16 protein-coding genes are annotated in these 20,397 nt (G+C 66.9%); 7 read left to right on the top strand and 9 right to left on the bottom strand.

The window, feature by feature from the left end:
- The first annotated feature begins 40 nt into the window (after window positions 1–40).
- Entirely contained in the window at window positions 41–1,192 is a 1,152-nt protein-coding gene (locus ACH438_RS45655; protein ID WP_397017490.1) for an acyl-CoA dehydrogenase family protein, read from the top strand.
- Window positions 1,193–1,214: 22 nt separating this feature from the next.
- On the opposite strand, the gene ACH438_RS45650 is transcribed toward ACH438_RS45655, so the two are convergent.
- Window positions 1,215–2,036, bottom strand: a complete 822-nt coding sequence (locus ACH438_RS45650) for an SDR family oxidoreductase (RefSeq protein ID WP_397017488.1) — start codon at window positions 2,034–2,036, stop codon at window positions 1,215–1,217.
- 570 nt (window positions 2,037–2,606) lie between these two features.
- Here ACH438_RS45650 and ACH438_RS45645 point away from each other — a divergent pair.
- A complete protein-coding gene (locus ACH438_RS45645; RefSeq protein ID WP_397017486.1) occupies window positions 2,607–3,650 on the top strand; it encodes an AraC family transcriptional regulator in 1,044 nt (347 codons plus the stop codon).
- Here ACH438_RS45645 and ACH438_RS45640 read toward each other — a convergent pair.
- Together ACH438_RS45640 and ACH438_RS45635 are read right to left on the bottom strand one after the other, a co-directional pair.
- Window positions 3,616–5,016, bottom strand: coding sequence for a sensor histidine kinase (locus tag ACH438_RS45640; RefSeq protein WP_397017484.1), 1,401 nt, complete (start codon window positions 5,014–5,016; stop codon window positions 3,616–3,618). The two genes, ACH438_RS45645 and ACH438_RS45640, sit on opposite strands and share 35 nt — an antisense overlap.
- Window positions 5,013–5,675 (bottom strand): response regulator transcription factor, encoded by a 663-nt coding sequence (locus ACH438_RS45635; protein ID WP_397017482.1) that lies wholly within the window; start codon window positions 5,673–5,675, stop codon window positions 5,013–5,015. Before ACH438_RS45635 ends, ACH438_RS45640 begins: the two co-directional genes overlap by 4 nt.
- Before the next feature lie 74 nt (window positions 5,676–5,749).
- On the opposite strand from ACH438_RS45635, the gene ACH438_RS45630 reads away from it, so the two are divergent.
- The 5 genes from ACH438_RS45630 (at window position 5,750) to infA (ending at window position 11,228) form a co-directional block, all read left to right on the top strand.
- A complete protein-coding gene (locus tag ACH438_RS45630; RefSeq protein WP_397017480.1) occupies window positions 5,750–7,702 on the top strand; it encodes a glycoside hydrolase in 1,953 nt (650 codons plus the stop codon).
- Window positions 7,699–8,613 (top strand): endonuclease/exonuclease/phosphatase family protein, encoded by a 915-nt coding sequence (locus ACH438_RS45625; RefSeq protein WP_397017478.1) that lies wholly within the window; start codon window positions 7,699–7,701, stop codon window positions 8,611–8,613. The genes ACH438_RS45630 and ACH438_RS45625 overlap by 4 nt, the downstream gene beginning before the upstream one ends.
- A 114-nt stretch (window positions 8,614–8,727) precedes the next feature.
- Complete coding sequence (locus ACH438_RS45620; RefSeq protein ID WP_397017476.1) at window positions 8,728–10,071, top strand: ABC1 kinase family protein; 1,344 nt, start codon at window positions 8,728–8,730, stop codon at window positions 10,069–10,071.
- A 183-nt stretch (window positions 10,072–10,254) separates the two neighbouring features.
- The gene (locus tag ACH438_RS45615) at window positions 10,255–11,013 is read left to right on the top strand and encodes a GNAT family N-acetyltransferase (RefSeq protein ID WP_397017474.1); all 759 of its coding nucleotides are present in this window, start codon (window positions 10,255–10,257) and stop codon (window positions 11,011–11,013) included.
- A complete protein-coding gene (gene infA / locus ACH438_RS45610) occupies window positions 11,010–11,228 on the top strand; it encodes a translation initiation factor IF-1 (RefSeq protein WP_397017472.1) in 219 nt (72 codons plus the stop codon). Before ACH438_RS45615 ends, infA begins: the two co-directional genes overlap by 4 nt.
- On the opposite strand, the gene ACH438_RS45605 is transcribed toward infA, so the two are convergent.
- From ACH438_RS45605 to ACH438_RS45580, 6 genes are all read right to left on the bottom strand, one after another.
- A complete protein-coding gene (locus ACH438_RS45605; RefSeq protein WP_397017470.1) occupies window positions 11,212–12,789 on the bottom strand; it encodes a flavin-containing monooxygenase in 1,578 nt (525 codons plus the stop codon). The two genes, infA and ACH438_RS45605, sit on opposite strands and share 17 nt — an antisense overlap.
- Entirely contained in the window at window positions 12,786–15,362 is a 2,577-nt protein-coding gene (locus ACH438_RS45600; protein WP_397017468.1) for an SDR family NAD(P)-dependent oxidoreductase, read from the bottom strand. The genes ACH438_RS45605 and ACH438_RS45600 overlap by 4 nt, the downstream gene beginning before the upstream one ends.
- 6 nt (window positions 15,363–15,368) lie before the next feature.
- Window positions 15,369–16,934 carry a flavin-containing monooxygenase gene (locus ACH438_RS45595; protein WP_397017466.1) on the bottom strand — a complete coding sequence of 522 codons (1,566 nt, stop codon included), beginning with the start codon at window positions 16,932–16,934 and terminating at the stop codon, window positions 15,369–15,371.
- A gap of 83 nt (window positions 16,935–17,017) precedes the next feature.
- Entirely contained in the window at window positions 17,018–18,478 is a 1,461-nt protein-coding gene (locus ACH438_RS45590; protein WP_397017464.1) for an ABC1 kinase family protein, read from the bottom strand.
- Between the two features lie 122 nt (window positions 18,479–18,600).
- Window positions 18,601–19,335: an amino acid-binding protein gene (locus ACH438_RS45585; RefSeq protein ID WP_397017462.1), complete on the bottom strand. Its 735-nt coding sequence runs from the start codon at window positions 19,333–19,335 to the stop codon at window positions 18,601–18,603.
- Window positions 19,336–19,559: 224 nt separating this feature from the next.
- A complete protein-coding gene (locus tag ACH438_RS45580; RefSeq protein ID WP_397017460.1) occupies window positions 19,560–19,895 on the bottom strand; it encodes a TfoX/Sxy family protein in 336 nt (111 codons plus the stop codon).
- Window positions 19,896–20,397: the final 502 nt, after the last annotated feature.

Genomic DNA, 20,397 nt, shown 5'->3' with positions numbered 1-20,397 from the left:
CTCTGGTCCGGGACCCGGTCGGTCCCGGACCATGGGGTCCATGGAACGTGGGCATTACGGCGACGATCACCTGGCATTCGCGGAGCTGGCACGAGGATTCGTGCGCAAGGAAGTGGCGCCGCACTACCTGGAGTTCGAGGAGGCCGGGATCGTGCCGCGCTCGGTGTTCGCGCGGGCGGGGGAGCTGGGGCTGATCGGGTTCGCGGTGCCGCAGGCGTACGGCGGGCTCGGCGTGCACGACTTCCGGTTCAATCAGATCCTCATCGAGGAGTTCATGGCCGGTGATTGCGCCGGGGTGGGCCTGAACTTCGCGCTGCACAATGACATCTGCACGCCGTACCTGGTGAATCTGACGACCGAGGAGCAGCGGGCGCGCTGGCTGCCCGGCTTCGTCGCCGGGACGCTGATCGGCGCGATCGGCATGACCGAACCCGGCGCCGGATCGGATGTGGCCGGAATCCGCACGGCCGCAGTCGATATGGGTGATCACTTCCTGGTGAACGGGGCCAAGACCTTCATCACCAATGGCATCAATGCCGATCTGGTGATCACCGCGGTACGCACCTCCGCCGAGCGGCATCGGGGCGTCACGCTGCTGGTGCTGGAACGCGGCATGGAAGGCTTCGAACGCGGCCGCAATCTCGAGAAGCTCGGTCTGCACTCGCAGGACACGGCCGAGATGAGCTTCACCGATGTGCGCGTTCCCAAGGAGAACGTGCTGGGCGAGGTCGGCCGCGGTTTCGAATACCTGATGGGGAACCTGCCCCAGGAGCGCATGCAGATCTCGGTCGCCTGCCTGGCGCGGGCGCGCGTCGCGCTGCACACCACCATCGAGTACGTGCGGGAGCGAAAGGCGTTCGGGCAGGCCATCGGTGGCTTCCAGAACACCAAGTTCTCACTCGCGGACGTCGCCACCGAGATCTCGGTGGCCGAGGCGTTCGTCGACAAATGCGTGCTTGAACTCAATGCCGGGCGGCTGACACCGGCGGATGCGGCCAAGGCCAAACTGTGGGCCTCCGAAATGGAGTTCCGCTGTATCGACCGGTGCCAGCAGCTGTTCGGCGGCTACGGGTACATGCGCGAATACCCCATCGCGCGGGCGGCCGCCGATGCGCGCATCACCCGCGTGTACGGCGGCACCTCCGAGATCATGCGCGAAATCATCGGGCGCGACCTGAAATTGGCGGACTGAGTTCTGTCCCGGCGGGGGCGTCTCAGCGCTTCAAGCCGTGGGCCGCGGCAATGAGCCGTTCCATGACGGTGCGCGGCAGGATGCGCCGCACCGCGAACATGACCGGTGCGTTGCTGCCCACGGCATAGAGCGGTTTCGGCCGCTCCGCCTCGGCCGCGGCCACAATGATTTGCGCAACCCGTTGCGGGGTAATGCCTTTCGACATCTTCGCATCGAGCACCGACATGAACTTCGTGAATTCCGCCGTGTGCGGCGAACCTTCGTTCAGGTACTTGGTGCGCCGCTCGGCGAGCCCGGTATCGATCTGCCCCGGCTCGACCGTGGTGATCCACACCCCGAACGGGGATTCCTCGAACCGGGCAGCGGTCGCGAAGCCGCGCACGGCGGCCTTGGTCGCCACATACGAGGACCGGTACGGCATGGGGAAACTGCCCAGCATGGAACCGACCATGACGATCCGCCCGTACCCGCGCTCCCGCATACCGGGCAGCACCGCCTGGGTGAGGGTCACCGCGCCGAATACATTGAGCTGGAACAGCCTTTCGATGGCGGCGGCCGGCAGTTCGGCCAGTGGCCCCGCCTGACTCTCGCCCGCATTGTTGACGAGCACGTCGACGGCGCCGAGTTCGGCCGCGAATCGGGCGATCGACTCACCGTCGGTGAGATCCAGTGCCCGGTATTCGACGCCGTTCACCCGATCGGCCGGCGCGATGGAGTCCGGGTTGCGGCTGGTCCCGATGACCTTGTGGCCCTGCGCCGCGAAGGCGGCGGCGGTGGCCTTCCCGATCCCCGACGAAGCGCCGGTCACCACTACGGTGCGAGTCGTATCGCTGCTGCTGCTCATGCAGCACGACGTTAGTGCGTTCGGGTGGGAATGCAGCGCACTCCCTTGCGCGTGGGGGGCTTCTCGCCGGCGGCCGAGCGCACCCCCAGCCAGACACCGATACCGAATGCGGCCGCTGCCAGCACAACAACGATCAAAATGGCAGGTGCGCTCATAGTGGGATTTCCTCGATAGCTGAAAGTCGGCTGTCCCCGATGCCGTTCCATCGTCCTCGCCGGACCCGTGTTACGTGACGAATCGCGGCGCGCCGTCGCCGGTGCCCTCGCAAGTTCGCAAGTGAAATCGATGCTGACAACGGCATTCTCGTTTCTGATTTGCCGGCGGAGATGCCCGTCGAGCCCTGTCGTTGCGGCGCTGCCACGGTGATCTGCTGCGGAGCAAGGTGTCCGCACTCAGGAAACTCGCAAGTAGCCAGCGGGCCCTCGAGTGGCCTGGGTCTGCGGAGGATTCGCAGCTGGATTCGGGTCGGTATCCGTTACGATCCGAAACACCCATTTGTGTAGGGTGGGACACACCGACCGGTCGGGGGTGATCGGTGGGATGTCGATGAGGACAGCAGGCAGTAGGCACATGTTCGACTGGGACCGATTGAGAAACACCTCCAGCGTGCACATTCTGACGCGGCTCGCGGAGGAACGAGGCATGCCGACCGCGGACTGCCTGGCCGGCACCGGCCTGCTGCCCGAGGTGATCGCCGATCCCGACGCCGCCGTCACCGCGCGGCAGGAAGTCATGGTGATCCGCGCCCTGCTCACCCGGTTCGGCGCCGAACCCGGACTCGGCGTCGAGGCGGGCCGACGGCATCACCTCTCGCTCTACGGACCCTGGGGACTCGCGCTGCTGAGCAGCCGGACTCCGCGCGACGCCTTCGAGGTGGCGCTGCGTTATGTCGATCTGGAATTCGTCTTCGGGCGGCTGAGCCTGGAGGAATCGGGTCGGGACGCGCGCGTGGTGTTCGACGACCGCGATGTGCCCGAGGATGTGCGGCCATTCGTCACCGAACGGGTCATGAGCGGGATGCGGGTGCTCTCCCGGGAGCTGTTCCATTCGGTGATTCCGGTGCGCCGCATAGTTTTCCAGCATTCCGCACCGGTGGATACGACGCGATTCGTGAACGTGTTCGCGATGGAGCCCGACTTCGGCGGACCCGCCAATGAAGTGGTCTTCGATCGGGAATGCCTCGATATTCCGCTACCTCAGGCCAGCGAATGGGCGCGCAAGACGTGTGAACAGCTCTGCCGCGATCTGCTGTCCCGGCGGCGCGTGCGCACGGGCGTCGCGGGCACGGTGCGGAACCTGCTGGTGCGCAATCCCGGTGAGATCCCGGATCAGACGGCGGTGGCGGCGGATCTGTTCATGAGCTCACGCACCCTGTCGCGGCGGCTCAATGAGGAGGGGACGTCCTTCCGTGCACTGCTCGACGAAGTGCGGCAGATGCTGGCCGAGGAACTGCTCGACCACACGGATATGACCACCGAACAGGTGGCCGCGCGCCTCGGTTACGCGGAGGCTGCCTCTTTCATCAGGGCTTTCCGGCGGTGGAACGACTGCCCGCCGCAGGAGTATCGCCTGCGCGGGATCAGGGCCGGTGCTCGGCTGCCGCAGCTGGTGTAGCGGTTGCGGCCGGGAAGCTGAGGCGGAATTCGGTGCCCCGGCCGGGCGTGGAGTCCACGGTGACCTCTGCCGCGTGTGACGCGGCGACATGCGCGACGATCGCCAGACCGAGCCCGTGACCGGCGGTGGCCCGGGCCGACGCCGCACGGTAGAAGCGGTCGAACACGTGGGGGAGATCCTCGGGCGCGATGCCCGGGCCGTTGTCGCGCACGGTCAATCGGTCATCGCACACGGTCACGGTCACTGTTGCACCGGCCGGACTGAACTTGGCGGCATTGTCGAGCAGATTGGTGACGGCCCGGGACAGGGCACGATGTACGCCCGGGACGGTCGCCGACTCCAGGTCGGTCTCGAAGTCGATTGCGGGCCAGTGCCTTCGGGCTGTTTCGACGCAGGAATTCACCAGGCTGTCGAGGCGTAGATCCTCGAGCGGCTCCCGGATCGCGCCGGGATCGTCGGCTCGCGCGAGGTCGATGAGATCGCCGACCAGGCCGGACAATTCCTCCGACTGCACCCGCAGCGCGGCCGCTGTCTCGGCGAGCTGTTCCGGCGCCATCCCGTCCGCCCGGCGCAGCAGGTCGATTTCGGTGCGCAGCACGGTGAGCGGGGTGCGCAACTCGTGTGAGGCATCGGCTATGAGCCGCTGCTGGGCGGCACGGGCTTCGCGTTCACCGGTCAGCGCCGAGTCCAGCTCGCCCAGCATGGTGTTGATACTGACGGCCAGCCGGGCCAGCTCATCCGAACCCGTCACCGTGATCTGCTGATCGGGATCCCTGGTGCGCGCGACCCTTTCGGCGGCCTCGGTCAGCGCGGCCACGGGAGTCAGTGCGCGGCGGGCGAGTACGACGCCGATGACCGTGGCGAGCGCGGTCCCCGCGAGCGCGGCCGTCAGCAGGGCCAGGCCCACCCGCCGCAGACCGGTGTCCACCGTGTCGGAGCGCTGCGCGACCTGGACCGCTTTCCCCGGCTGCAGCTGCTCGGTGTACATACGCAGGCGGAAACCGTCGACGGTGACATCGCTGAGGAACGGCGCCGCCGAACCGGCTGCGACAGCGCGTGTTTCGGCATTCACCGGCAGGGTGGAGTCCGGCTGATCCTCGGATTCGATGGCGCCGCCGGCATTCACGACCTGTACACAGCTCGGCGCGGCCAGGTATCGGCAGGAGCCGGAGAGCGTCGCGACGGACGGTTCAGCGGGGAACTGCCGGACGATGCGCGTAGCCTGGCGGCGCAGACCGAGATCCAGTGCGCTGTTCAGCTCGTGCCCGACCACGACATAGGCCGCGGTCCCCATGCCCGCCAGCGCCAATGCCATTGCGAGCACGAAGAATACGGCGATCCGCCCACGCAGCCCGAGCCGCTTCACGCGGGCCCCAGCCGGTAGCCGACGCCTCGCACGGTGTGAATGAGTGCGGGCTCGTCCTCGATCTCGACCTTGCGCCGCAGGTAGCGGATGTAGACCTCCAGCGAGTTGGAGGACTGATGTCCCCAGACCCGGTCGATGAGCGTCTCGCGCGGCAAAGCCTGGCCGGCATTGCGCAACAGCACTTCCAGCAACGCGAATTCGGTTCGGCTGAGGTCGATATCGCGATAGCCGCGCCGCACGGTGTGCGCGGCGGTGTCCATCACCAGATCCGCGGCGGACAGCACCGCACCGTCCTCCGGGTAGGTGCGGCGCAGCAGTGCCCGCACCCGTGCCAGCAATTCGTCCAGATCGAAGGGCTTCACCAGGTAGTCGTCGGCGCCCGCATCCAGGCCCTCGATGCGATCGGCCACCGCGTCGCGGGCAGTGAGCATGAGAATCGGCGTGCGATCACCGCGGCCGCGCAGTGTGCGGCAGGCGGTGAGGCCGTCCATGAACGGCATGGCCACATCCAGTACCAGCGCCTCCGGCTGCCACTTGGCAACCTCGGTGAGCGCGGTCGCGCCGTCGCCGACGCCCCGGGTTTCGTAGCCCTCCGAGCTCAGGGCCCGGACCAGGGCATCCCGGACCGCGGCTTCGTCCTCGACCACCAATACACGCACCACACGGATGATACGGACGACGGCACCTAGGATTTCTCATCGAGCTTTCATGTCGGGCGGCCACGGTGGCAGCCATGAGACAGCGCAGACAACACCGGGCCGCCGCCGTGCTGGCTGTACTTTCGGTGACGACAGCGGGCCTCGCGGCCTGCGGACACGACACCGGAACGACCGCGGTCCGGATGGCCGGCGATCGGGTGGTTATCCCCATCGGGAGCGGGACGGCACAGATCGACACCACCTCGCTCGCGGTCACCGCGGACGCGGACGGGCAGCGGTACGAGCTGTCGGCGCCCGCGGTGGATGCCCTCGGCGCCGCCGGGCCGGTGCACATCGACGGCGGCCGGGCGCGATGGTCCTATCCGGCGCACGGCCTGACCGTCACCGCGACCACCGCGGAGGGGCGGCTACGGGTCACCGTGCAGAGCGATCGCGACGGAAAACTGGTGTGGCCGGTCACCGGCGGCGACCCCGCGGCCGCGGCCCTGCAGATCCCGCGCGGCGAGGGACTCTCGATGCCGGTGCGGGACGCGTTCTGGAACGGCCCGGATACCGGTCTCGTCGGTGAACCGCTGTCTCTCACTTCGGGATTGACCATGCCGTTCTGGGGTTACACGGTGGGCGGACACGGGGTGGCCTACTCGGTGCCGACGGATATCGGCAGCAGCCTCACCGTGAACTCGGCGGGCGGCCGCCTGCTGGCCAGTGCCGCACACGATTTCGCGCCGCGGGACGGGACCGGCAACTACACGGTGAGCTTCGCGCTGACCGACGATTCGCCGGTCGCCGCCGCCCGCGACTATCGCGCCCAGCTCATTGACGAGGGGCAATTCCGGTCGCTGCGCGACAAGATCGCCGCCAACCCGGAGATCGGCCGTCTGCTCGGCGCGTTCCACGCCTACCTGTGGGGCGACGGCCGCGATCCCGACGCGGTGCGCAAGCTGCACGATCTCGGGGTGAGCCGCATGTGGCTGGGCTACGACTCCGACGACCGGCCCATGTCCGCCGCGGCAGTGAAGGCTGCCCAGGACGCGGGATACCTTGCGGGCCCTTACGATTCGTACGACAACGCCCAGGACCCGGCCACGGCCGACAATCCCGGCTCGCGCTGGCCCGGCACGCTGTGGCCGGACGGCTGCGTCCACCACGCCGACGGGACTCCCGAGACCGGCTTCGGCGGGCGCGGCTGCTACCTGAGTTCCCAGGTCCTGCAGCAGGACCCGCAGCTCTACCGCGATCGCTACGCCCAGGTGACCGCCAATGGCGCGGACACCTACTTCCTGGATGTCGATGCGGCGGGCGACTTCTTCACCGATCACAGCCCCCGCCATCCGATGACCGAGCAGCAGGACCGCGACAACCGGCTGACCCGCATGCGCTGGCTCGCTGACGACCGCAAGACGGTGCTGGGTTCGGAGGCCGCCGGCAGCTGGGCCGCGCCGCTGCTCGCCTTCGACCACGGTGCGCAGAACCCGATTTCGGATCGGCTGTGGAAGTTCCAGCGGGACAAGCAGGTGTGGGGTGCGTATTACCCGGCGAACGCGCCGGCCGCCTTCTTCAAGCCCGTGGAGCTGCCCGCGGACCTGACCGAATCCATGTTCGATGCCGCGTACCGAGTGGCGCTGTACGAGACGGTGCTGCACGATTCACTGGTCAATGCCGACCGCTGGGAGCTGTCGTATTACAAACTGCCGCAACAGCAGACGATGCGGGCACTCACCGCGATCCTCAATCAGACGCCGCTGAACTTCGTGCTGGACCGCGCGACCATCGACGCGCACGGACCCGAAATCGCCCGCCTGCAACAGTTCTTCGCGCCGCTACACGAGCGGAGCGGGACGCTACCCATGACCGACTTCCGCCGGCTCACCGGCGATCACCTCGTCCAGCGCAGTGTCTTCGGCGACGGCGACCTCACCGTGACGGCCAACTTCGGGACCCACGATTACAACGGCCTGCCGGGTGGTTGTGTCGATGCCCAGCTGAAGGGCGATGCGGCCCCGCGGCGATTGTGTCCCGCGCAATGAGGGCGCGCGCGTTCGTATTCGTGGCCGGGTCGGTACTGCTCACGGTCCTGCTGATCGGCCATGAGTGGGTGCCGGATATCTACGGTCTCGGCGTTGCCGCAGATGCCGCGACCCCGTGGCTGGTGCTCGCGGCTCCGGCCCTCGCATTGACGGCATTGTTGTGCCGCTGCCCGGGCGGCGCGGCGGCCACCCTTGCGCCAGTTCTGGTGTGGGCCTACATGTTCGGATCCTGGTGGGCGCCGGAGGCGCGTGCCGTCGCGAGCCCGCCGGGCGCCGAGCTGCGGGTGGTCACGCAGAATCTGTTCGCGCAGAACAGTTCTCCCACCGCCACGGCACGCGCCCTGGTGGCCACGGACGCCGATCTGGTCGCGGTGCAGGAACTCGGCGCGACAGACCGCGCACCGGTGCAGCAGGTCCTGAACGTGGCCTACCCGTACCACGAAGAGATCGGCACCGTGGCGCTGTGGAGTCGATACCCGACCTCCGGCACCACCGCCGCCGATGTCGGCCTCGACTGGCATCGCGGGCTGCGCACCCATATCGCCACGCCGCAGGGCGATGTCGTGATGTACGTCGTCCACCTGCCGTCGATCCGGCGGGACGACACGGCTACTCGCGATCACGGCCTCGAGGTGCTGTCCCGCACCTTGACAGCCGAGCGGGCCGGTCGCGTGGTGGTGGCCGGCGATTTCAACACACCCCGGACGGACCGGCACTGGCCGGGCTTCGCTCCGGGATATACGGAAGTCCAGCCCGGTGGTCCGGGCTTCACTTGGCCGGCGGCGTTCCCGCTGGTTCGCCTGGACCACATTCTGACCCGTGGCCTGGACCCGATCGGCGCGTCTGTACGCCGGTTCCCGGGCCCCGATCACCGGGCCATGGCAGCCACGATCGCACTACCGGTCCGGTAACCCCGCAACCGCGGTGACCTGCATGTGATCGACCTGCCCGGAAAACTCTCGTAAACTGTCTGGGACGTGAGTGCTGGCTGTGACAGCATCTCGCGCGGCGGAAGGAACGGCAACGTGGCCGGACTCAGGAGAAAAGGCATCGCCCGCATGGCGAAGGTGGCGAGTATTCCCGCCACCCTCATGGCCCAGCGCGTGGCCGCCACCGGCAAGATCCTCTTGGCAGGCGCCGAACGCGGCACCGTCACCGACGAGATGCTCGACAAAGCCGCCGAACAGGTCTTCGCGGTCCTGGGTGAACTCAAGGGCGGCGCCATGAAACTCGGCCAGGCGCTCAGCGTCGCCGAGGCCGGCGTGCCACCACGCTTCGCCGATCACTTCCGCGATGCGCTGACCCGGCTGCAGCAGGAGGCGCCGCCCATGCCGGTGGCCGACACTCATCGCATGCTGGACATGCAACTGGGCACCGGCTGGCGAAAGCGCTTCACCCGGTTCGACGATCGGCCCGTGGCCGCGGCGAGTATCGGACAGGTGCATCGCGCGGTCTGGCACGACGGCCGCGAGGTGGCGGTCAAGGTGCAGTATCCCGAGGCCGAGGAATCGCTGCGCGCGGATCTCAAGATGCTGCAAATGGTTTCGGGTGCGTTCAATACGCTGCTGGCCGGTAGCAATGCGCGTCAGCTCATCGAGGAATTCCTGGCGCGCACCGAGGACGAGCTCGACTATCGCATCGAGGCGGCCTACCAGCGGCGCTTCGCCAAGGCCTTCGCGGGGGATGCGCAGTTCTTCGTCCCACGAGTGGTCGCGGCCGCGCCGAAGGTGATGGTCACCGAGTGGATGGACGGCACGCCGCTGTCCCGCATCATCGCCGATGGCTCTCGCGCCGAACGGGATCGGGCCGCACTGCTGCTCGCCGAGTTCGCGCTCTGCTCGCCGTCGCGGGTCGGGTGCCTGCACAGCGATCCGCATCCCGGCAACTTCCAGCTTCGGCCCGACAATCGGCTCGGTGTCATCGATTTCGGCGCCTGCACCGAGACGCCGCACGGAATCCCGCGTGCCGTAGGCAGATTGGCACGCACCGCGCTTGCCGAGGACTTCGTGGCAATGGAGGCCGTGCTGCGCGAGGAGGGCTTCGTCAAGCCCGGTGCTCCGATCGACATGGACCCGATCCGGCGCCGCATCGAACCGGTGGTGGCGCGGATAGACGGTGTGAACTTCCACTTCACGCGGGCTTTCCTGCAGGAAGAGGTGGCCCGTGCGCTGGATCCGGAGAACATCTCGCTCACCAATGCGCGTGCCATGAAGGCGCCGGCGGATCAACCCGAGTACGCCATGTTCACCCGGGTCTTCGGCGGGATCATCGGCATCTGCGCGCAGCTGGATGCCGACGGGCCGTTCCTGGATCTGGTGTCGAAGTGGGTGCCGGGGTTCGCGGGCCCGCGGGATCGGCAGGTGTGCTGACGGCGTGAGAAAAGGGGGTTGGCGCACCGTCTTCGGGCTGCTAACCTCGGCGAGTCCGTTCGACGACCTGAGGAGGTGAGTCCCATCAACAAGACATTCATTGGGCGCTCCCCCCTTGCACGATCGGGCGATTGACACAGGTTGTCATCGGGAGCGCAGCAGCGCTCTCGAAGGGGCAACGTCATGAAACCTTCTTCCGCAGTAATCATCACGCGGGTCGCCGAGCTGCAATGGCACGCTCTGGAAGACGACCGCGTAATCGGCCGAGGTGAAGCCTCGCGCAGGCCCGATGGGCGACTCTTCCTCAGCATCGACGCGTGGCACGACGCGGTCTTCGACCGCATTGCCGCCGCCATGCTGCCGGATCTGCCCAGGCCGTTGTACACGGTGGTCGACGAGGTCGACCGCGAATTGCTGGCCAGCTGGGAGCGGGCCGGGCTGCTGGTCAGGCGCCGTGAGTGGGAGTACCTGGTGCCCACCGATCCCGAGGTCACGGGACTCGGGGAGGTATCCCCGCCGGAGGACGTCACGATAGTGAATCTCGGTGCGGCACAGATGCGTCCATTGCAGGAACTGGATTGCACCATCCGCGCCGAGATCGACGCGACGGTCGGATGGCAGTCCATGCCCGCCGAAATGCTCACTGCCCCGGCAGATCCGTCGAAATACGCGGTGGCAGCCGAATCCGGTGAGTACGTGGCGCTGGTTCGCGTGGTGCAGGTGCATCGGCTCCCACGGATCGGACTGCTCGCGGTCCGATCCGACCGGCGCCGGCGCGGCCTCGCCCGGGCACTGCTCGCCCAGGTCCTGGGCGGCCTGCACAGTGCGGGTATCGATACCGCATCGTGCGAGGTCGACGAATCGAACACGGCAGCACTCGCACTGTTCGACAGCATCGGCGGCCGGCGTGTGGCTGCCAACCTCGAGTTGGTGTGCCGATGAAAAAGGGCGCGATCGAAGTCGAAGGCAATGTGGTCGAATGCCTGCGCGACGCCATGTTCAAGGTCGAACTACCGAACGGGCATCAGGTGCTCGCGCATATCAGCGGGAAGGTACGGAAGAACTACATCAAGGTCACGCTGGAGGATCGCGTCCTGGTGGAGCTCAGTCCGTACGACCTCACCCGCGGCCGGATCCTCTTCAGATACCGGACGTAGCGGGCGCTGAAGCTGCCAGGAGCTCCGCGACCCGGACCGAATTCGCATGCGAGAACCGGTAGTCCTCCAGCGGGAAATGCCGGTTCTCCCAGTACATTTCGAGCTGGGTCGACGGCCGGAACGCGGCCCCGTCGCCCTGGTAGTTGATGTAGTAGGTGTTCGAGGTGACGCAGCCCTGCGTGAACAGGTGGGTCTTCTTGGCCCGCTCGTCCATGCGCGCGAAGTAGCGATCGTGCGGTTCCTGCTTCACCTCGACCCTGCTCGCACCGCGGCGTTGCGCCTCCTTGATCACCCGGGCGGCGTGCGCCGAGGTGGACTCGATCAGCGGGATATAGGAGCCCGGCGCGTAGGCGTAGGGGCCGACGATCAGGAAGGCATTCGGGAACTTGGGCACCGAAACACCCTGGTACGCCTGGAATCTATTGGCATCCCAGAATTCCCCGAGTTCCAGGCCGCCGAGACCGTAGATCGGATAAGGCGGGGTGTAGCCCTTCTCCATCACCTTGAAACCGGTGGCGCACACGACCATGTCGAATTCGCGTTCCCGGCCGTCGGCGCTCACGATGCCGGTAGGTGTCAAGCGCTCGATGCTGTCGGTGATCAGGTCGACATTCGGGCGGGTGAAGGTGCGGAAGTAGTTGTTGGAGATGGAGGGTCGCTTGCAGCCGAAGCGGTAGTCCGGTGTGAGCTTGCGGCGCAGCTCGGGATCGCGGATCTGAGTGAACAGGTACGCCTTGAGTCCCGCTTCGGCGATACCCAGCCCCGCCGAGGTGAGACGCGGGGAACTGCCCGCCGCCAGGCCCGCGCCGAGACCGACATTCACGCCGATATTGCCGACCAGGCGCACGGTGTACTGCAGTGGCGGGAAGTTCAGCACGCCATTGAGCACCGGGCCCATGGGGAAGTCGGGTTTGGGTGCGATCCAGATGGCCCGGCGCTGATACACGCTGAGTTGCGAAACCTTCTCGGCCAGTTGTGGAATGGCCTGCAATGCGGTCGCGCCGGTGCCGATGACCGCGACTCGTTTGCCGCGGTAGTCGTAGTCGTGATCCCAGCGGGAACTGTGCATGATCTTGCCGGTGTATTCCTCGATGCCGGGGATCTCAGGAGTATTCGGCTGTTCCAGGCCGCCTACCGCGCCGATCACATGACGTGCGGTGACGATATCGCCGTTCTCCAGGGTGACGCGCCATAGATCATTGGCTTCATCGAAAACACCTTGGACCGCACCGGATCCGAGCCGCAGCTTGGTGCGCAGACCCTGCTTGTCCACGACCTCCTCGGCATACCGCTGAATTTCCTCGCCCGGCGCGAAGAACCGGGACCAGTGCGAGCGCGGCTGGAACGAGAAGTTGTACACCGGTGACGGAATATCCACGGCCACACCGGGGTAAGTGTTGGCGAGCCAGGTGCCGCCGACCTTCGACCATTTGTCGATGATGACGAAGTTCTCGATGCCGACCCGGCGCAGCGCGACGCCCGCGCCGATACCGCCCAATCCGGCGCCGATGATCGCGACCTCGTAGGCCGGGGAGACCGGATGGCCGTTGGCAGAGCTCATGATTGAACCTCACTGTCCGCTGTGGTGGCGATGATGTCGGGCAGTTGCTGCCGGCGCAGCTTGCCCGCGGTGGTGCGCGGTAGTTCGGCGACGAACACGATGTCGCGCGGCACCTTGTAATTGGCGAGGGTGGATCTGATGTGCGCGCGCAGGTCGTCGCGGGTGGCGGGGGCGCCGTCCTGGAGCACGACTACCGCGGCCAGGCGCTGGCCGAACTCGGTGTCGGGCACGCCCACCGCGCCCGCGTCCGCGACGGCCGGATGGGCGAGCAAGGCCTCCTCGACCTCCTGCGGGAAGACGTTCTCGCCGCCCGAGACGATCATGTCGTCGGAACGGCCGTCGATGAACAACCGGCCCGTGGCATCGAAATGGCCGAGATCGCCGGAGTCCATGTGCTTTCCGATCATGGTCTTGGTGCGGCCGTCGCTGTAACCCTGGAACTGGGTGGGGTTCTTGTTGAGGATGCGGCCGGTGACTCCGGTCGGGAGGTCATGTCCCAGGTCGTCGACAATGCGGATGTCCACGAGTCCGGCAGGTGGTCTGCCGACCGTGCCGGGTGCGGCGCGCAGGTCGGCGGGGGTGGCGAGGGTGCCGGCGCCGGTTTCGGTGGAGGCGTAGCCGTTGAACAGCACGTCGCCGAAATCGTCCATGAATGCCGTTGCGAGCCATGGTGGTAGGGGAGCGGCGCCGCAGATCACGGCTTGCAGGCTCTCGGTGTTGTAGCCGTGCCGATCTTCGGGCGGTAGGTCCATGATGCGCTTGAGCATGGTCGGCACCAGGCAGGCGATGTGCACACTGTGGCGTTCGATATCCGCGAGAACCGTTTCGGCGTCGAATCGTTCGTGCACGATGGCGGGGGAGCCCATGAGGAATGCCGCCTGCAATGCCAGGAAGCCGAAGGTGTGATGCAGCGGGGGTGCGATGACCATCGGGCTGCCGAGCTGGGGAACCGGTTCGAATGCGGCCAGATCCGTCACCGAGAGCAGCATGCGAGGATGCAGGCCTGCCAGCAGCGGGAGCAGGGACCGCGCTCCGAGCTGGCGGGGTGCGCCCTTTGGGACACCAGTGGTGCCGCCGGTCAGCAGTACCAGCGCGCCACCGCGAGCGGGCTCGCGTACCGGTGGCCCGCCTGCCGCCACCAATCCGCGCACGGTCGGCAGGCGGCCGGCCACGCCGCGCACTATGACGCGAGTGCCTGTGTAGCCGGACTTCTCGATCTCGGCGTCGAATTCGGCATCGTAGAGCAGCAGGTCCACGCCCTCGCGGCGCAGCACCTCGCCCAGTTGAGGTCCGGCGAAGCCGTAATTGAGCGGCACCAAGTCCGCCGATAGGCGTGCGGCGGCGTACAGGGCCACGGCGAACCCGCGATGATTGCGGCACAGGATGGCGACTCGGCTGCCGCGCCGGATATTCCAGCGTGCTCGCAGTGCCGCGGCCAGCCTGCGCACCTGATAATGCAGTTCGGCCGCTGAGATCTGGCCCTTGTCGTCGATGATCGCGGGCCGATCGGGGAACCGGGCCGCGAAGGCCGACAGTACGGTCGCCAGGCCCACGCCATCGCGGAGGGCGAGCGCCAGCCACGGAATCCGGCTGGGCGGCACCAGGTTCAGGGCGCCGCTGGCGGGAATCTTGCCCGCCAGAGTGACGGTGTCGTCGAGGAGGTTGACGGTGCGTTCGACGCGGCCGATCGGACCGGCCCAGTCGACAGGACGGTTGTTCCAGTTGCCGGCCTTGGCGTAGCGCGTCAGCAGGCGTTGCGCCGGGCGGGAACTGTCCAGCGCGTAGGACAGTGGCGCGCTTGCCCGCTCCCACCAGGGCCGGATGGCCAGTGGCCGATCGACGATGGCCCGGCAGACCATGCTCGCGGCCTCCTCCGGCGACATGCTCGGCGTATAGCGGTAGATGCGGTACGGGCCGAGCATGTCCGACCGCACCAATTGCAGGTGGACAGCGGTCGAGGTGATGCCGTCGGCGCGCAATTCCGGTGCGGCGCCGCGCATCCAGGAATTGAAGGCGGACTTGGTGGCGATATAGGCGGTCCAGCCGACGGCCGGACCGTGCACTCCCGCAGTGCTGATATTGACGATATGACCCTGTCGCTTGGCCCGCATGGACGGCAGTAGCGCGAGGACCAAGCGCACCGGTCCCAGATAGTTGATCCGGGCCGTGTCGTCGAAGTTGTCCCAGCGGTCCAGGGAATCGGAGAGCCAGCGGCGAATCGATTTGCCTGCGTTGTTCACGAAGACGTCCACGCGGCCGTGGTCGGCAAGTATTTGCTGGACCACTTCGGCGCATGCGTCGGTATCGGAAAGATCCGCTGGATAGGGGTGAATGGCGCCCGGATCGTCTGCGGCCTCGTCGCGCAATTCTTCCAGCAATGACGCGCGCCGGGCGACCGCGATGACCGTCGCCCCGTTCGCTGCCAGCCGGCGGGCCGTGGCCCGGCCGACGCCCGAGGAGGCTCCCGTCACCAGAATGACCTTGCCGGTCACCGCGGGTGCGAGCCGCCGGTCGCTGATGCCATAGCTCGCCGCGCCGAGCGCGATGCGCACGGACCTGGGTAGTTCGACCATGATGAGTTATCTCCCGACCGGGCGTAGTACATCGAACTCGTAGTCCGAGAACGGGAATCGCCGGTGCGCGCGCCGGGCCGCGAAGAATCCGGTAGGCCGGATATAGGTGCTGTCGCCCTGCGAATTGCGATAGTAAGTGGGCACGTGGGCGTTCAATTCCGCGAGGTAATAGCGCATGGCTTCGCCGTGCCGGTAGATGCGCTCGTGGTAGGCGTCGTGAATCTTGTGGCGGATGGCGACGAAGGTGGCGCCTCGTCTGCGCGCCTCCGAAATCGCCCGCACCGCATGGTCGGCGGTCATTTCCACGAACGCGTGCCAGCCGCTGCCCGACCACGAGTACGGGCCGACGAGGGTCCACCGATTGGGCAAACTCGGCAGCGAGACACTCTGATAGGCCTGCAGGCCGTGCTCGGTGTAGAACTTGCCGAGATCGATGCCGTTGCGGCCGACCACCATTCCCGGTGTGTAGGTCTCGGGATCGGAGAACACGTGGTAGCCGGTTGCCAGCACCACCATGTCGAATTCGCGATGCACGTGGTCCGTGGTCCGGATGCCGTTCTCGGTGAAGCGCTCGATGGGCGCGGTCACCAGCTCGACATTGTCGCGATTGAACGCGAGCAGATATCCGGTGTTCGCGGTGGGGCGCTTGGCGATCGGACCGTAGTTCGGGGTGAGCGCGGCCCGGGTCACCGGATCGCGGACCATGAGTCGCAAAAGTCCGCGGTAGCTGCGAATTGCGGTCGAGTCGACAGCCCGCATGGTCGGGCGTACGACGGACATCGGCGCATTCGACATCAGACGCAGGGTTGCGTCGACTGCCACCAAGGCTGCGCCGTGCACGCCGGCTTGGACTCCCGGGGTTCGGAGCGCGAGCCGCACCGCGCGGGGAATGCGCGGATTGGGTTTGGGCACACACCAGACCGGGGTGCGCTGGAAGACCGTGAGGCTGCCTACCCGGCCCGCGATGGAAGGCGTGATCTGCACCGAACTCGCGCCGGTCCCGATGATCGCGACCCGCCTACCGGTGAAGTCGTAGTCCTCGTCCCAGTCGGAGGGCCGCTGGAGCTTGCCCTGGTAGTCGTCCAGACCGGATATGCCGGGATCCTGCTTGGGGCTGATGAAGGCACCGACCGCGCTGATCACGAAGCGCGCGGTCACGACCCCGCCGCCCGCAAGATGCAGATTCCAATGGTGATCAGTCTCGTCCCACTCCTCGCTGACCACGGAGGTGTGGAACCGCAGATGCGGGTACAGCCCGAAGCGTTCCGCCACCTCGACGTGATAGCGCTTCACCTCCGCACCCGGTGCGAAGAGCCGGCTCCAATCGGCATTGCGGGCAAAGGAGTACTGGTAGGCGATGGAAGGGATGTCGACTTCCAGTCCCGGGTAGTGGTTTTCGTGCCAGCTGCCGCCGACTTCGCTGGAGCGTTCGAGGATCACGAAGTCGGTGACGCCGGCCCGCTTCAGCTTCACGCCCGCGGCAATCCCGCCCGGCCCGGCGCCGATGACCACTACTTCATGGTCCGGTGCTGAATTCCTCGTGACGGCATAGCCGTTCGATGCTGTGGCCACGGCATTGAGACCTTTCGACAAACTCGGCGCGCGCTGTGCCGGTGTCACACCAGGGTAGATCTGTCTGGGACAGTGATCAACCCTCAGCCGGCTGCGGTATTGCGCTCCTGCGCCGCCGCTCGCCGCAAACGCACCACCGTGAGATCGGTCGGCTGCCCGGCCCGCTCGCGATGGCGCTCCACCACTTCCGCCAATTCCGGTGACCAGCGCAGCATTTCATCGCGCACCGGGCCGGTGGTGCCGAGCTGGCACAGCAACCCGAGCATGGTGACCACGCTGCGGGCAAAAGGGGCGCAGTAGGCGGGCAGATCGAGATGGCGATTGACATTGTTCAGGCGCGGATTGAGGAACCGCATCACCTGACGGCGCAGCCACTCCTTGTCCATCTGATAGTTGTCGTGCAGCAGGATGTCGGTGAACGGCCGCACCTCCGCGGCCAGCGCCTGCTCATCGAAACTGTGCTGCGCGGTGGCGAATCCGTGCTTGCGGGCCGCGGCCTCCAGCTCTCCGGGGCCGCCGTTCAGCATGGCGTCGGCAACCTCGCGCACCAGCGGGTGGAACTGCGGCACCGGCCACGGCTCACACGCGCCGAAATCGACCACGCCGAGCCGGCCGTCGGGCAGGATCCGGAAATTGCCGGGATGCGGGTCGGCATAGAGCAGCCCGCAACGCTCCGGCGCGGACACCACGAACCGCAGCGCCAGCAGGCCCACCCGATCCCGTTCGGCCTGCGCGCCACTGCTGATCACACGGTGCAGCGGAATGCCCTCCAGCCATTCGCTCACGATCACATCGCCGCGCTGGGCGACCACCTCCGGCACGCGGAAATCGGGGTCGCCGGCGAAGGCCGCGGCGAAGACGCGCTGATGATCGGCCTCGGCCGCATAATCGAGTTCGGCTCGGATGCAGGCGGACAACTCCTCGGTCACCGCCCGCACATCCGCGCCGGGCACGAAAACCGAGACCAGCGAGCACATTCGGCGCAACTGCTCCAGATCGCTGAGCACCGCCGCACGCGCCCCGGGATACATCACCTTCACCGCCACCGCGCGGCCGTCGTGCCACACCGCGCGATGCACCTGGCCGATGGTGGCCGAGGCGGCACGGCGATCCTCGAACTCGCGGAAGTTGCTGCGCCACTCCGGGCCCAGCGAAGCGGCCATCGCCTGATGCACGGTCGCGGGCAACATGGGCGGCGCGGAGTCCTGCAGCCGGGTGAGAGCCTCGCGATACGGCTCGGCCAGCTCGGGCGGCAGCGCCAGCTCGTAGACCGACAGGATCTGCCCGAGTTTGGCGGCGCAGCCCTTCAGTTCGCCCAGCACCTCGAAAATATGCTGCGCGGTGCGACGTTGGATATCGCGGTCGACGACCTCCGCCGGCGTACCCAGTGCGCGACGACCCGCCCCGGCCATCCGCCGTCCCGCGAACCCGATCGGCAGTGCCGCGATCTTGGCATTGCGGATCACGCGGCGGCTGGGCGGATTCCCGTCATCGTTGCGCTGCCCCTTGTGATTGCGCTGCCCACCGGCACGTCGCAAAGGCATGGAACAACCCCCTCCACACTCCCGATCATCGCGTGCCCCGCGTTTCGAAGTCTGCCACGAAACCGAAACCGGCACGTCCCGGATAGGGAATATAGCGGTGGGAGAGGCGATCGCGCACGCGGTCAGCCGCGGTGCGTGGCGAGCAGAGCAAGATCGGCGAGGCGATGCGCGCGGGCGACCTCGGCGGGCGTGAAGGGCTCACCCGAGCGGATGAACATCATACCGGCCGAGTCGTCGTCGGGGATTATCTCCAGCATGGTGCCGCCGGGTGTGCGATCCGGATCGGCATGCGGAATATATTGAGCGCCAAGCAGTTCCGCGATGGCGAGTGGGAGTTCGGCAGGATCGCTCGCAACCCGCGCAGCGAGTCCGAGGGCCCGGGTCTGCCCATCGACGAGGGTGAGGGCCGAAGCAGGCCAGATGCCGACAACCACCCCACCCGCCCTGGCAATCGCATGAACGAGGCGTTGCGGTGCCAAGTCGGCGGGCGTGGAAACGACCAGCTCATCCAGCACACCGTTCTCCAGATGATGCACGTGAACGGTCAGGATGTTGGCCCGCCGATCCCCGAGCTGCTTGGCCAGCAGCTCCAGCCGCCCCGGCTTGTTGTCCAGCCGCACCCGGATCCGCCACAACCGCTCGGCGCTGTCGAGCCGTCGCCGATGCCGCAACTCCGGCGCGTGCAGCCACCGTGCGAGGTACCGCATGGCGCCGGGCTCCACCACCCAGATCACCAGAATCGTGGCGACAACGGCGAGCACGGACACCGTTACGAGAAAAGGCAGTTCGAGCCGAATAACCAACGCGTGCAGCGCCAGCTCGACCGGCAGCACGGCGCCGAGCTTGGCCAGGGCCAATCGAGTACGGCGAGGATGGGGCAGACGACCGCACACTTCGCACGCCAGCGCATGTACCTGAGGTTGCCTCATATTCACCAGAGTGCGGGACCGACGTTTCACCACGGTGCCCTGGTGTAAAGACACCGTGAAGCGTGCTGACAAAACGGTTGCAGCAGCGTCGATTTCAGTGAACCGAGCCACACGCCGTCGAACGATGTGCCGCAAAGCACACGATTCGCCGTCTACTTTCGCGGCAGTGTCCCGGCATAGGCGAGACACCGATTCACCCACTGTTCGAGGCTCTTGTCATCCGCAACCGCCTCGGGTGAGACGCTCAGCCACCCGTGCATCTCCCGCCCGCCCATAACCGCCGGCTCGACCGATCCCGGCTGCTGCCAGTTCCCCATCTGCTCCACCCCGACCCGTGCGAGCAACCCGGCCGTCCCTCGCACGGCAACCGCCAGATTCCCGCCCACCATGAACGACAGGCCGCCGAACATCTTCTTCTCGGTTACCTCGCCCAGGCGTGGTCCTAGAACGTCTCGTATGCGCTCGGCCAGCTCCTCGTCGTATGCCATAGGGGCATTCTGACTCGGTATGCTCGAGGTGGGCGAGTGGAAAGGCAAAAGAGTAAAAACCGGAGGCGTGGTTGCGTCGCCTGCCCTGCCGGGCTGGGGCTGACGCTCAGTTGGGAGCCGTGACCCTCGGTCCCAGCGCACGGACTGCACGCATCACCTTCTCGAGACAAAGACCCAAAAGCCAGAAACACGAAGACCGCAAAACCTCACAAAGACTGAAACGGGCACGGCCAGTGCACCAGTGCGGGGATATGTCCTATTTCCCCACGCTGGTGTACTGGTCGCGCCCGTTTCGAACTCTCTAGGCGTCTAGCCCAGCCCCTAGTGCACCGTCCGGCCCGGATTGCGGCGCTGCCGCTGCAGCGGTTTCCAATCCAGCGTCTGCCCCTGCGTCAGGTCCGCTGTTCTGCGCTGCACTCGAACAGGCGCGTTGGGCCAGCCATTCGCGGTGGCGGCGTGATTCGCGTTCGGTGCGGGCGTGGATCCGGGCTACCGATTCGGC

It is taken from the genome of Nocardia sp. NPDC020380 (assembly GCF_044386975.1).
In the GTDB taxonomy this organism is placed as follows: Bacteria; Actinomycetota; Actinomycetes; order Mycobacteriales; family Mycobacteriaceae; genus Nocardia.
This window is presented reverse-complemented; position numbering and strand designations above follow the sequence as displayed.